General features: G+C 53.9%; 13 protein-coding genes and 1 pseudogene. 9 read left to right on the forward strand and 5 right to left on the reverse strand.

Translation table 11 applies throughout. From position 1 onward, the window contains the following. Positions 1 to 50: 50 nt before the first annotated feature. Complete coding sequence (locus DD586_RS21360) at positions 51 to 215, reverse strand: SymE family type I addiction module toxin (protein WP_267195269.1); 165 nt, start codon at positions 213 to 215, stop codon at positions 51 to 53. Between the two features lie 181 nt (positions 216 to 396). Between DD586_RS21360 and DD586_RS22255 the strand changes: the two are divergent. Further along, positions 397 to 2086: pseudogene (locus DD586_RS22255) on the forward strand (VENN motif pre-toxin domain-containing protein); the annotation flags it as partial. A gap of 1 nt (position 2087) precedes the next feature. After that, the gene (locus DD586_RS09505; RefSeq protein WP_012884597.1) at positions 2088 to 2462 is read left to right on the forward strand and encodes a DUF6896 domain-containing protein; all 375 of its coding nucleotides are present in this window, start codon (positions 2088 to 2090) and stop codon (positions 2460 to 2462) included. Positions 2463 to 2721: 259 nt separating this feature from the next. Here the strand turns inward: DD586_RS09505 and DD586_RS09510 are convergent, their stop codons facing one another. Then, entirely contained in the window at positions 2722 to 2985 is a 264-nt protein-coding gene (locus DD586_RS09510; RefSeq protein ID WP_167316308.1) for a SymE family type I addiction module toxin, read from the reverse strand. 231 nt (positions 2986 to 3216) lie between these two features. Here DD586_RS09510 and DD586_RS09515 point away from each other — a divergent pair, with 231 nt between their 5' ends. From DD586_RS09515 to pepT, 7 genes are all read left to right on the forward strand, one after another. Beyond that, entirely contained in the window at positions 3217 to 3501 is a 285-nt protein-coding gene (locus tag DD586_RS09515) for a damage-inducible protein J (RefSeq protein ID WP_041164397.1), read from the forward strand. Next, positions 3498 to 3803 carry a type II toxin-antitoxin system RelE/ParE family toxin gene (locus DD586_RS09520; protein ID WP_012884599.1) on the forward strand — a complete coding sequence of 102 codons (306 nt, stop codon included), beginning with the start codon at positions 3498 to 3500 and terminating at the stop codon, positions 3801 to 3803. The genes DD586_RS09515 and DD586_RS09520 overlap by 4 nt, the downstream gene beginning before the upstream one ends. A 291-nt stretch (positions 3804 to 4094) precedes the next feature. Beyond that, complete coding sequence (locus tag DD586_RS09525) at positions 4095 to 4334, forward strand: FeoA family protein (RefSeq protein WP_012884600.1); 240 nt, start codon at positions 4095 to 4097, stop codon at positions 4332 to 4334. Between the two features lie 113 nt (positions 4335 to 4447). After that, a complete protein-coding gene (locus DD586_RS09530; protein WP_012884601.1) occupies positions 4448 to 4675 on the forward strand; it encodes a FeoA family protein in 228 nt (75 codons plus the stop codon). Between the two features lie 22 nt (positions 4676 to 4697). Continuing rightward, positions 4698 to 7022: a Fe(2+) transporter permease subunit FeoB gene (gene feoB, locus DD586_RS09535; RefSeq protein WP_012884602.1), complete on the forward strand. Its 2325-nt coding sequence runs from the start codon at positions 4698 to 4700 to the stop codon at positions 7020 to 7022. A 37-nt stretch (positions 7023 to 7059) separates the two neighbouring features. Further along, the gene (locus DD586_RS09540) at positions 7060 to 7281 is read left to right on the forward strand and encodes a FeoC-like transcriptional regulator (RefSeq protein WP_012884603.1); all 222 of its coding nucleotides are present in this window, start codon (positions 7060 to 7062) and stop codon (positions 7279 to 7281) included. Between the two features lie 271 nt (positions 7282 to 7552). Further along, positions 7553 to 8821, forward strand: a complete 1269-nt coding sequence (gene pepT, locus DD586_RS09545; protein WP_041164399.1) for a peptidase T — start codon at positions 7553 to 7555, stop codon at positions 8819 to 8821. Positions 8822 to 8909: 88 nt separating this feature from the next. Here pepT and DD586_RS09550 read toward each other — a convergent pair whose 3' ends face one another. From DD586_RS09550 to phoP, 3 genes are all read right to left on the reverse strand, one after another. Then, positions 8910 to 10031: a ribosomal protein uL16 3-hydroxylase gene (locus tag DD586_RS09550; protein WP_012884605.1), complete on the reverse strand. Its 1122-nt coding sequence runs from the start codon at positions 10029 to 10031 to the stop codon at positions 8910 to 8912. 238 nt (positions 10032 to 10269) lie between these two features. Then, positions 10270 to 11721, reverse strand: coding sequence for a two-component system sensor histidine kinase PhoQ (phoQ, locus tag DD586_RS09555; protein WP_041164912.1), 1452 nt, complete (start codon positions 11719 to 11721; stop codon positions 10270 to 10272). 16 nt (positions 11722 to 11737) lie between these two features. Continuing rightward, entirely contained in the window at positions 11738 to 12406 is a 669-nt protein-coding gene (gene phoP, locus DD586_RS09560; protein ID WP_012884607.1) for a two-component system response regulator PhoP, read from the reverse strand. Positions 12407 to 12623 lie beyond the last annotated feature (217 nt).

Here is a 12623-nt window from a genome sequence, read left to right on the forward strand (position 1 = left end):
CACCCCAGCGTTAAAACAAAAACCCCGGCGCGGGCCGGGGGTGAGGGTGATTACTCGGCGAACTTAAGGCCGCCGGGGTAATGCTTAATCCAGTTGGTGGCGGCGTCCGGGTCAAAGGGGTCGATGCTGAGTCCTTCGAGACAGTGCCACAGTTCGCGGGTGTTCTGGGCGGTGATGACCATGCAGCCGGGCATGACCCGTATTTTTAGCGGCATCCCGTCGGTAAACCCGTATTCGGTAAGCCTGGCACCTTGCAGTGCACCGCCTGAAAGCGGGCGCGTGCATAGCGTTCGGTTTGGGAAATGCGTAATCTTTGATTTTAGCGAGATAACACAGCGCAGCGGCTGTCTGTAGCAAAACTAGCAGAACTCCCCATGATGATCCGACACTGACTGCGTGTCGGCGGGCGGTAGCTTTACCTTTGGCAGTATGACCGGCAGCGGTTACCTGAGCGCCAGTCAGGATAAAATGCACAGCAGTTATGACAGTGTGCAGCAGCAGACCGGGCTGTTTGCGGGTCAGGGGGGTTACGACATCCACGTCGGCAACCATACCCAACTGGACGGCGCGGTGATTGGTTCGACGGCCAGCGCAGATAAAAACCGGCTGGATACCGGCACGCTGGGCTGGAGCAATATCGACAATCAGGCGGTGTTTTCGGTGTCGCACAGCGGCATCGGGCTCAGTGCCAGCCCGTCACTGAGCCTGTCGGATATGATGAAATCCGCCGCGCTGACCGGGCCGTCGGCCCTGATGTCGATGGGGCGTGGCGGCAACGCCAGCAGTACCACTTACGCGGCGGTGAGCGACGGTGCGCTGATTATCCGTAATCAGGCCGGTCAGCAGCAGGACATTGCCACCCTGAGCCGGGATGTGGAGCACGCCAATAATGCGCTGAGTCCGATATTTGACAAGGAGAAGGAGCAGAAGCGCCTGCAGACGGCGCAGATGGTCGGTGAACTGGGCTCACAGGTGATGGATGTCATCCGCACCGAAGGGGAAATTCGTGCGGCGCAGGCGGCGACGGCGGCCATTCAGTCGCTGGCAGGCGGCGGTAACCTGCAGCAGGCGCTGGCGGGTGCCTCGGCACCGTATCTGGCGCAACTGGTGAAAGACGTGACGATGCCGCCGGACGAGCGTAAAGCCACGACATCGGACATCGCGGCCAATGCGATGGGCCATGCGCTGATGGGGGCGTGACACCAGCGACCTGACGGAAGCGGAAAAACAGTCGGTGAGCGCCCTAGCGTCACTGGCCGCCGGTCTGGCGTCGGGGATTGCGTCGGGCAGCATCGAGGGCGCAGCGACAGGTGCCCAGGCCGGGCGTAATGCGGTGGAGAATAACTATCTGAGCAGCAAACAGATAGACGCATGGTCGGCTGAAATGAAGTCCTGTCAGGCAAATGGTGGTGACTGTAGTGACATCATTAAGAAATATGAGGAGTTAAGTACCGCTCAGCAGAAACAACTGATCAGTGATTGTGCGACTGATCCGGCAACATGCCAGCAGAAATATGGTGATGTGTTGGCCGACAGCATGGCGGTGAAGCAGTCGATAGATCGTGCTTTGGGAGAAGATATCCCGATCAAGATGGTCTATGACCTGACAGCTACGTTTGCGCAGCAAATACAGGTTGAAGGTGTTGTTGCAACAAATAAAGTCTCAGAAGCACTCCAGAAAGAATATGGTCTGGATGAGATTCAGGCTGATATTGTTGCGAGTGCAGCGGCTGCGGCATTTGGCGGAGTAAGCAAGGCTGGACATAAAACTGGAAATGTAGCTTCTCAAGTAACTACTAAGAACGTAGATCCAAGTATTCTAATTAGTCGGCAAAATAAAAATGAAATGTCGGGTTCACAAGTAAAACGGCTTGTAAAAGATATGAAAGCAAATGGCTTTGATGTCAATGAACCTGTCGATATTGCTATCGTAAATGGTAAGGCAATTATTATTGATGGCCATCATAGAGCTGAAGCAGCAGTAAAAGCTGGAATTAAAGATATACCAGTTAGAATACACGAGGTTACGAAAGAACAAGGTGTTCAACTTTTACGTGAAGCTGCTGAGGCAAGGGTAAGGTATTGATATGATGAATGAAAAGGAAATTATCAGGTTTATCAGTCTTCAAGAGATGTTAATGAAGGCTTTCTTTATCGCTTATCCAAGCTTAAAGGACTTTGATTTCTTGCTAGACTTCCCGAAGAAAGGGACTGTTCTTGTTAATGATGATGAGTGGGGCTTTGTTAAACACGGTAAAGGTATTAAGTTTTTAATAAGCAACGATCAGAAAGAGATGGTGGTCGATATTAACAATGTCAAAAATACCAAGTTGATAGATATATGGCGTTTATCTCAATATTTTTCATCATATAATGATAATGAAATAAAGGGCGTGTTAGATGGAATGGTTCAGTCTGGGATTTTACAAAAAATATCAGAAAAGCAATATGAGTTAATATGATTAAGTAGTCAAAAGATCCTGGCCCCGCGCCGGGATCGTCGTTTTTACCGGTCAAACTCTCCGTGCTGTCTTCATCCCATTGCTCTTGTTCGTGATCTGTAGCGGGTTGCCTGAAAGAGCCTCAGTAACCGGACAGGAAATGTAATGTTTTGTGGCCACCGCCAGTTGGTCGTGCTCCCAAAACCATCCGGTCAGGGCGATGCCCCGACACCCCACCGTTAAAAACACCACCCCCGGTGCGGGCCGAGGGTGGTGTTGGTTACCCGGCGAACTTAAGGCCGCCGGGATAATGCTTGATCCAGTTGGCGGCCGCGTCTGGGTCAAAGGGTTCGATGCTCAGTCCTTCGAGACAGTGCCACAGCTCGCGGGTGTTCTGGGCGGTGATGACCATGCAGCCGGGCATGACCCGTATTTTTAGCGGCATCCCGTCGGTAAACCCGGCTTCGGTAAGCCAGGCCCCTTGCAGCGACACTGCCTGAAAGCGGGCGCGCTCATAGCGTTCGGCTTGGGAAATGCGTTGTATTGCCTTATATCGCGCAGGATAATCCGGCGGGGCGGTGAGCTTCGTAGAAAGCCTGTATCTCCTATCTCCGGGCGTTGCAGGCGAGTCCCCATCCGGCGGAGCAGTCGGACAGTGACGATGTCGGGCTGCTGGCTGACCTGATGGCCGCAGAGCAGGCGGAGGTTGAACGTGACAGGCTGGAAAATAGCCTGCATAATGACAACACAAATGACACCACAAAGGTGAGGAATGATGGGAACAATCCACTTCAGAATAGACGAGGAAACCAAACGTCTGGCAATGCAGGCGGCGGAAAGACGGCGAATGAGTTTGACAGAGGTGATGCGTCAGAGGGCAGAAGAGCTGGCCGCAGAGGAGCGCCGCTATCAAAACAGTGAGCATGAGGGCTGGCTGGAGCAGCAGATACTGGACGCGTTCAGCCGTTATGAGGACGGGGAAGGCGAGTTTATCAGCAATGAAGAAATGAATAACCGCATGAATGAACTGAAAATGCAGGCAGCACGGGGCAAACTGTGACATCAGCCGTTCAGTGGGAAAAGCAGGCACAGGCAGATCGTGAGGCCATCTTCCGTTATCTTTACAAAGAAGCGGGATTATCGGTAGCCAGTGCCACGGATGAGCGTTTCGTCAGCATGGCTGACATCCTTCAGGATAATCCGCAGGCGGGGGTGAAGGCCGGGAAGACGGAGAAACAGCGGAAACTGGTGGTTCCACGCTTCCCGTTCATCATCGTGTATGCCGTTGAAGATCATGTGGTTCGAGTACTGCGCGTACTGCATACCTCGCGAAAAATAGCGGGACATTACCGTAAGAGTTAGCTCTCACCGGGTGAGTGCGCCGAGTGGCGGGCCCGTATGACGTTTAGCCCGACTCGTGTTCGACAGCGAGGCTCTGTATTATCGCCAACCCTCAGTTGCTCCTCTATGACTCTTTACCTCCATTACCCTTCTGGCTCTATCCTCCCCCCAATCTTCACCTCCCTTGACGCACATCAAAAGGCGATGCGTAGACAGGAATATGATTGATAATCGTTATTACTTACCTTGATGCATTGCCGCCGTGTTGTAACGCAGGCGGGGTGCGGCGCACTGTCAGTGAAGGAATGTTGTATGGCTCTGAGTCTTCAAACGCTGCTTGATCTTCCACTTAACGTGAATGCCGTAGTGGCGCGTATTCGCTCAACGGGCGAGTACCAGCAGCGGCTGACTGAGCTTGGCATCCGTGTCGGTGGCCAGGTGCGCGTGATTCAGCGTGATGCCAATCAGCCGTTAATGTTGGCCGCCGGGGATAGCCGGATGGCGATCAACTGGGAGATGGGTAAGCAAGTGTGGGTATCGCCACAGCAATAAACACGATGGCAATCGGTTTGTCATGTTTGGTTTCTGGCAACCGGTTGATGACAGCGGGGTTACGACACCCGTAGTTCTTTTCAGACAGCAATGGGTATGAGGTTTACACAGCGATGACACTGGAAGCATTGGCAGTGGGCACACAGTGGCGTGTGCTGGGGTTTCAGAAAGGATCGGCGGATTACCGCAAGCGCCTGCTGGCGCTGGGCGTGACGCCGGGCGTGGAATTTTCGGTGTCGCGAGTTGCACCGCTGGGTGATCCGATTGAACTGCGCCTGCGTGGTGCATCGATCAGCGTGCGTAAAGGCGAAGCACAGATTTTGATTCTGGAAAAATGTTAATCCGGGCAGGTAAGGATTTTTTATGAGTACGCAACCCGTAATTTGCGTGGTGGGTAACCCCAATTGTGGCAAAACGACGCTATTTAACGTCCTGACTGGCGGTAAACAAACGGTCGGTAACTGGCCCGGTGTGACGGTGGAAAAGAAAGTCGGCAGTTACCGTTATCAGCAGCAACAGGTAACGCTGGTGGATTTGCCGGGGGTTTACTCGCTGAACCCGTCTTCCGAAAGCTCGGAAGACGAACGGGTCGCACGTGATTACATCCTGTCCGGCGAAGCCAATCTGGTACTGAATATCGTTGATGCCTCCAATCTGGAGCGAAATCTGTACCTCACCGCGCAGTTGCTGGATATGCAGGTGCCGATGGTGGTAGCCGTCAATATGATGGATATCGCCGCCGCACGTAAGCTGGATATTGATATCGCCGGTTTACAGCAGCGCCTGGGGTGCCCGGTCATCCCGATTACCGCCAGCCAGAAGAAAGGCATCGCGATGTTGCATGAGGTGTGTCAGGCCGCGCTGGCACAACCGGCGATTCCACCGGTGTCGATTCCTTATGATGCGCCGCTGAATCAGGCGGCGCAGGCGATTGCAGATCAACTGCAAGGGCAGGCAGCGATTCGTAACCCGTATTGGCTGGCGATTCAGTTGCTGGAAGGTGACATGACAGTGCGTGACCGGGTGCCTGCGGATACGCTGGCCTTTGCCGATGCTGAAGTTGCCCGGCTGGTCGCCGAGTATGAGGATGAGCTGGATATTTTTCTGGCGGACGCGCGTTACCAGTTCGTTGGTGCGGTGGCGCGTGAGGTGATTACCCGCCGTGGCGAGGCTTCCGCAACCCTGACCGACAAAATTGACCGCGTCGTGTTGCACCGCTTTTTTGGTATTCCGATCTTCCTGCTGGTGATGTACCTGATGTTTGTCTTCACCATCAATATCGGTAGCGCCTTTACCGATTTCTTCGACAAGCTGTTCGGCACCCTGATGGTGGATGGATTCGGCGAGCTGTTGCTGGCGCTGCATACCCCGGAATGGCTGAAAACCCTGCTGGCAGATGGCGTGGGCGGCGGTATTCAGACCGTATCCACCTTTATTCCGGTGATCGGTTGCCTGTATCTGTTCCTGTCCTGGCTGGAGGATTCCGGCTATATGGCGCGAGCGGCGTTTGTGATGGACCGCTTTATGCGCGGCATCGGTTTGCCGGGCAAGGCGTTCGTGCCGCTGATTGTCGGGTTTGGTTGTAACGTGCCGGCGGTGATGGCGACGCGCACCATGGAGCGCCATAGTGACCGTGTGGTGACGGTGATGATGGCGCCGTTTATGTCCTGTGGTGCACGGTTGCCGGTGTACGTGTTGTTTGCCTCCGCCTTGTTTGTCGAAGGCGGACAAAACCTGGTGTTCGGGTTGTATCTGGTCGGTATCGCGGCGGCGATTGCGACCGGCTTTTTGCTGAAAAATACCGCACTGAAAGGCGAAGCGTCTGCCTTTGTGATGGAAATTCCCCCTTATCACTTGCCCAGCTTGCGTAGTGTACTGATTCGCACCTGGGAGCGCCTGAAGGGGTTCTTGCTGCGTGCCGGGCGGCTGATTGTCGTGGTGGTGACGGTGCTGGGCTTTCTTAACTCGATGGGGACGGATGGTTCCTTTGGCAACCAGAATACCCAGAAGTCGGTGTTGTCGGCAGTGGGGCAAGCCATCGTGCCGGTATTCAAGCCGCTGGGCATTCGCGATGAAAACTGGCCAGCAGCAGTGGGGGTGTTCACCGGGATATTCGCCAAAGAAGCGGTTGTCGGTACGCTGGATTCGTTGTACGGCGCAATGGCGGCCTCACAGGATGGCGGCGCAAAAGCAGAAGCTAAACCTTTCAGCCTGGCCGGTGGTATTCACGATGCGCTGGCGACCATTCCAGAAAATCTGGGCAAGCTGGGTGACGCGGTATTAAACCCGTTAGGGATCAATGTTGGTGATCTGAGTGATACCGCCACGATTGCCAAAGACAATAAATTCTCGGTGACCTCGCTGACCGTGATCAGCCAACTGTTTGATGGCCGTTTGGGGGCGTTTAGTTACCTGCTGATGGTGCTGTTGTATATCCCTTGCGTGGCGGCGGTATCCGCCATCTGGCGTGAGGTGGGCACCGCCTGGACGCTATTCTGCGCTGGCTGGACCATTCAGGTCGGCTACAGCACGGCGGTGGTGGTGTATCAGGTTGGGCGGTTTAGCCAGCACCCGTTGTATTCGCTGTGTGCGCTGGTAGGGGTGGCGGCAATGCTGTGTGTCACAGTGATGTTGCTGCGCCGCAATGGTCTGCAACGCCAGCGCACCGTGGTAGGTGAAGTAAAATAAATCAGTCGGGCGGGCAACTGCCCGCCGGGGAGAGATAATGACGCTACTTGAATTGCGGGATTTTGTCCGCGAAAGAAAAAAGGTGTCGCTGCAAGATATCAGCACGGCTTTTAAGGCCGATCCCGGTGTGGTGGCGGGCATGCTGGAGGTGTGGGTACAGAAAGGCAAAATCCGCTTCCATCAGGGGGATGCCGCACCCAAATGCGGCGGCTGTTGCGGCTGTGATAAACGCCAGGGCCAGTATTACGAGTGGTTGTGATATTTTCCCGGGCCGATGCGCAATCAGCCGTCGGCCCGGCTTCCCGTCCTGTGGCGGTAAGTCTGCCGCCTGTCTTGAGATGTTGTCTGTTTATTAACTTGTTGTAGGCGTTCCTGGCGTGTCTGTCATGGTGGCTGACGTGCTGCCCAGCGTTACGGGCGGTGTAAGGCGGCAGTGCTGGGTGGAAAACCAATAAAAACTGACCTGACGCAATATGTGGTACAGGCACCCTCTACATAATGAAACCTGTAATCCATCGGAGGGGGTGATGATGGAAAAATTACTTGATCGTTTTTTAAATTACGTTGCGTTTGATACCCAATCCCGACCGGGTGTTCGGCAGGTGCCGAGTACGGAAGGGCAATTGAAGCTGGCGCAGGCGCTGCAACAAGAATTAATTGAACTGGGACTGGAACAGGTATCGGTCACGAAGCATGGCTGTGTGATGGCGACATTACCCGCTAATGTCGCCTGGCCTGTGCCGGTGGTGGGGTTTATCGCCCATATGGATACCTCGCCGGATTTTAGCGGCAAACATGTTAATCCACAGATTGTCGAGAATTACCGTGGCGGTGATATCGCGCTGGGTATGGGCGATGAAGTCTTGTCGCCGGTGATGTTCCCGGTGCTGCATCATCTGCTCGGCCAGACATTGATTACGACTGATGGTAAAACGCTGTTGGGGGCGGATGATAAAGCTGGCATTGCGGAGATCATGACCGCACTGGTCCGGTTGAAAAAACGCCAAATCCCGCATGGTGAGATTCGTATTGCGTTCACGCCGGATGAGGAAGTCGGCAAAGGTGCACAACACTTTGATGTCGATGTATTCCGTGCGGAATGGGCCTATACGGTAGATGGCGGTGGTGTAGGTGAGTTGGAGTATGAAAATTTCAATGCCGCCTCGGCTGTCGTGAAGATTGTCGGTAACAACGTCCATCCAGGCTGGGCAAAAGGGGTGATGGTCAATGCGTTGTCGCTGGCGACACGTTTTCACCAGCTCGTACCGGCTGATGAGACGCCAGAGCAGACCGAAGGCTATCAGGGTTTTTATCACCTCAATAGCGCGAAAGGAACGGTAGAACGTGCCGAACTGCACTACAGTATTCGGGACTTTGAGCGCGATAGCTTCGAGCGGCGCAAGAAAACGCTGCTGGATATCGCGGAAAAAGTGGGCAAAGGTTTGCACCCGGATTGTTATATCGAAGTCACGATCACCGATAGCTACTACAACATGCGTGAGCAGGTGGAGCAGCATCCCCATATCATCGCGCTGGCGCAGCAGGCTATGCGTGATTGCGGCATTACGCCGCTGATGCAACCGATTCGCGGCGGTACGGATGGCGCTCAGTTATCCTTCCAGGGATTGCCGTGCCCTAATCTGTTTACGGGTGGCTACAATGCTCACGGTAAGCATGAATTTGTGACGCTGGAAGGGATGGAGAGCGCTGTGGCGGTGATTATGCGTATCGCCGAACTGACGGCATTACGGGCCAAGAGTCGGCAAACCAGCACTGAGAGTGCATCAGTAAAAGCCTGATGGTTTAGGTATTACGCTACTGACACAGAAGACGCCGTTTGGCGTCTTCTGTGTTTTAGATGGCAGAGCAATAATCAGTCAACGATAGTCAGTCAACAAAATACCAGTAACCACTGTTAACCAGAGCGGTCAACTGGGCAAGGAAAGACGGGTCATCCAGCGCATCGCCAAACCGCCCGATGTTCAGCACGTCATATTGCGCCAGAGCGGCTATTGCCTGTGGTGGGTGATTCTCCAGCCGTTCGCCGTTGACGAAACAGGTTTCGCCAATACGCAATACCCGCAATCCGCCAAGCCGGCGCAATGCCTCGCCCTGCTGTAACAGGTCGTATACTTCGCCTGGCTGGTAAGGCGGCTCCGGCGGTGCCAAATCCAGTTCATGCCGTGACTGGGACGCAAATTCGCCGAACCATTGACGAAAGGCGTCTTTGTGCTGCACCAGTTCCAGCATCATGTGCTGAAGTTTATCCAACTCCTGCGGTAACACGTCGGCTGGATGAGCGCGAGCAGGAATGTCCGGGTCACTGTAGCGTTGGCCGCCCAGTTCGCGGGACAACACATAGTCGGCAAAACCACTGACCAGCTCGCGGGAACTGGGGGCACGGAACCCCACCGAGTAATTGAGCGAGTTTTCCAGAGAATAACCTTCGTGCGGAAAACCCGGCGGAATATAGAGAATATCGCCGGGTGCCATTTCTTCATCAATGATGGCGTCGAACGGTGCAACCTGCAGCAAGTCGGGATGTGGGCAATGCTGTTTCATCGGCACCTTATCGCCAACGCGCCAACGACGACGTCCGGTACCCTGAATAATAAACACATCGTATTGGTCAAGATGTGGGCCGACGCCACCGCCGGGCACCGAGAATGAAATCATCAGGTCGTCAATACGCCAGTCAGGCAACTGACGGAAAGGACGCATCAACGCGGCAGAAGGCTCATGCCAGTGGTCGACGGCTTGTACCAGTAAAGACCAGTTGCTTTCTCCCAGGTGGTCATAGCTTTCAAACGGGCCGTGGCTGACATCCCAACGGCCGTCTCGATGGCTGACCAGGCGGCTGTCTACCTCGTTTTCCATCGCCAGTCCCGCTAATTCGTCCGGGCTAATGGGATCAAGAAAATGAGGAAAACCGGCTTTGATGATTACCGGCTTTTTTTGCCAGTGGTGTGTCAGGAAGTCCTGCCAGTCAAGATTAAGTTGGTAGTCCATAACGCATTTCCAGTAACAGGGAGCTATCGACGATTATAACGAAGTCGCCGTGATGGTGTTTGCCCTTTATTCACAGATGAGATGGTAGGCTGAAAAGCGCGGTCGAGATGCTCGACCGCAGACAATAACGATGGCGGTTGTTGCTAACCGCGATGCTAATAACAAGGTCGATATTAATAACAAGGTTAATGACAACCGTACCACTCACTACAGTGTAGGTGATTCGCAGCGGAGCGCATTAATTATCATTCTGGCCGAGGTGCTGCTGGCCGAAAATCGCTTCGACTTTGGCACCGCCGAGCGCGCTGGAACCGATAAGGATTTCGCCCTGATATTGCTCGATGATTTCTGCGGCAACCGATAGTCCGATGCCTTGCCCCGGGCGCAATGTGTCCGCCCGTTGCCCGCGCTGGAAAATGACTTCGCGCTTGCTGTCAGGAATGCCGGGGCCGTCATCATCAACGACCAGATGCAGTTTTTGACCGGAATAGCGGGCGCTGATTTCAACAAACTCCAGACAATACTTACAGGCGTTGTCGAGAATATTGCCCATGACCTCCATAAAGTCGTTTTTCTCGCCAATGAAGGTCAGCTCGGGGGAGATGTCCATGGTCAGCACGACGCCTTTACGCTGGTACACCTTATTCAGCGCAGAGCAGAGCGCATCAAGCTGTGCCGGAACGGAGTGCACTTCCCGAATGATGGTGAGATGTTCAGTCCGCACGCTGGCGCGGTGCAGGTAATAGCCGATTTGCTGCGAGATACGGCTGATTTGCGTCAGCATGATGGGTTCGGCTTGTTCGATGGTCAGCTCTTTGCCGGTGCGTAACGAGCGTAGCGTGGTCTGCAACACCGCCAGCGGCGTTTTCAGACTGTGGGTCAGGTCGGTCAACGTCGTTCGATATTTGTGATAACGCTGGCGCTCGTTACTCAACAAGGTATTAAGATTACGTACCAGACTGTTCAACTCGCGTGGTGGGTTTTCGTCCAGGTGCTCGCGGGAACCACTTTCCAGTTCGCTTATCTGATGCACCAGATGTTTAATAGGCCGCAGACTCCAGTGGGCCGCCAGCCACAATAACGGCAGTACCAACACCAGATGAGCGATAAACACGTACCGGAACCACTCCCAGACCACATCCGCCTGTTGCAGTTCCTGCGGTACCCTGTCTACTACCACGATAACCAGTTTAGGCAAACGATCGGACGCAGGGTAAACGTTGACGGCGATTGAATGAGTGAACGGCGTTTTGTCTTCCGAGCTGTAGGCGTGCAATTTATCCAGCATTTGCGGGCTGCTGCCTTGCAAGACGGCATTACTGGTATTGGAATCGGCGTCCAGTTCGTGGTAATCCGTTTTTTCCAGCCATTCAGGTTTGATCTGGGATTCCAGCTCTGGAACGGCGCGCTCCCGCCACAGTAGGTGGCCGTGTTTATCGTAGATAAACACCAGCGTGGGGTAGTTAATATCGATTTCAGGCGGTGTTGCGATGGTAAGTTGATTGTCATGCCACTGCGCCAGGCTATAAAACAGGTTGCTCTCGCCACGTAGCAGGCGGAATGACGTCTTGTCAAAACTCACGCTGTATCCCACTACCGCGACGATGCCGTAGGAGAGGGTGAGTGCCAGTACTACCGCAGCGGTCGAAATCAGAAAGCGAAAACGCAGCGAAAAATGAGATTTTCTCAACTTGCCGTCCAAATGATTAGATATCGAAGCGGTAACCCTGCCCGCGAACAGTGGTAATAACATCATGGGAGTTGGCCGATTGCAGTTTCTTGCGCAGCCGCCCCATTAATACGTCGATGGTATGACTTTCACGCAACTCCGCGTCGGGATACAGTTGCAACATCAGTGACTCTTTGCTGACTACCTTGCCGTTATTGCGGATCAGCGTTTCGACGATAGTGTATTCAAATGCGGTGAGTTTGACCGGTTCACCATGCACCAGCAATTCGCGACGTGACAGGTCCACTTCAAAGGGCGGCAGGCTGATAATTTGAGACGCCAGGCCGCTATTGCGACGCATCAGCGCCTGCATGCGCGCGACAACTTCCTCAATGTGAAACGGCTTGGTGACGTAGTCATCAGCACCTGCTTCCAGAACGGCGACTTTTTCCTGCCAGCTTTCCCGAGCGGTGAGAACCAAAATCGGTAATTTAACCTGATGCGAACGCCAGCGGCGGATCAGGCTGGTGCCATCTTCTATCGGCAATCCCAAATCGACAATAGCGATGTCTGGTGCGTGTTCCTGAAGGAAATAATCCGCTTCTTTTGCGTCCGCCGCCGCATCAACCTGATGCCCCATTTCATTTAACTGGACATTCAGGTGATGGCGTAACAGAACATTATCTTCAATTACAAGAATACGCATGACGGTTTTCCTCGGTCCATTGCCTGATGAGAACGATCCAAACTTAGTGAATTATCCAAACTTAGAGAACTGTTAACGCGTTGTACAGGTCTTGCTGTGCTGACCGGCGCGTTTACCGTCATTTAGGATAGCCAACGACAAAAATACCTTATAGATGTAAGGTACGTCAGCATTATCCACAATCGTGCTCAACTGGGGCTAAACGGCGGGGCAGGAA

This window comes from Dickeya parazeae Ech586 (assembly GCF_000025065.1).
Lineage (GTDB): Bacteria > Pseudomonadota > Gammaproteobacteria > Enterobacterales > Enterobacteriaceae > Dickeya > Dickeya zeae.

Excerpts from the sequence above, each read along its gene's own strand:
- DD586_RS09515 (WP_041164397.1), top strand. The coding sequence starts at position 3,217 with ATGGGAACAATCCACTTCAGAATAGACGAGGAAACCAAACGTCTGGCA.
- DD586_RS09525 (WP_012884600.1), top strand. The coding sequence starts at position 4,095 with ATGGCTCTGAGTCTTCAAACGCTGCTTGATCTTCCACTTAACGTGAAT.
- DD586_RS09540 (WP_012884603.1), top strand. The coding sequence starts at position 7,060 with ATGACGCTACTTGAATTGCGGGATTTTGTCCGCGAAAGAAAAAAGGTG.
- DD586_RS21360 (WP_267195269.1), bottom strand. The coding sequence starts at position 215 with ATGCCGCTAAAAATACGGGTCATGCCCGGCTGCATGGTCATCACCGCC.
- phoP (WP_012884607.1), bottom strand. The coding sequence starts at position 12,406 with ATGCGTATTCTTGTAATTGAAGATAATGTTCTGTTACGCCATCACCTG.
- DD586_RS09550 (WP_012884605.1), bottom strand. The coding sequence starts at position 10,031 with ATGGACTACCAACTTAATCTTGACTGGCAGGACTTCCTGACACACCAC.
- feoB (WP_012884602.1), top strand. The coding sequence starts at position 4,698 with ATGAGTACGCAACCCGTAATTTGCGTGGTGGGTAACCCCAATTGTGGC.
- DD586_RS09505 (WP_012884597.1), top strand. The coding sequence starts at position 2,088 with ATGATGAATGAAAAGGAAATTATCAGGTTTATCAGTCTTCAAGAGATG.
- DD586_RS09530 (WP_012884601.1), top strand. The coding sequence starts at position 4,448 with ATGACACTGGAAGCATTGGCAGTGGGCACACAGTGGCGTGTGCTGGGG.
- pepT (WP_041164399.1), top strand. The coding sequence starts at position 7,553 with ATGGAAAAATTACTTGATCGTTTTTTAAATTACGTTGCGTTTGATACC.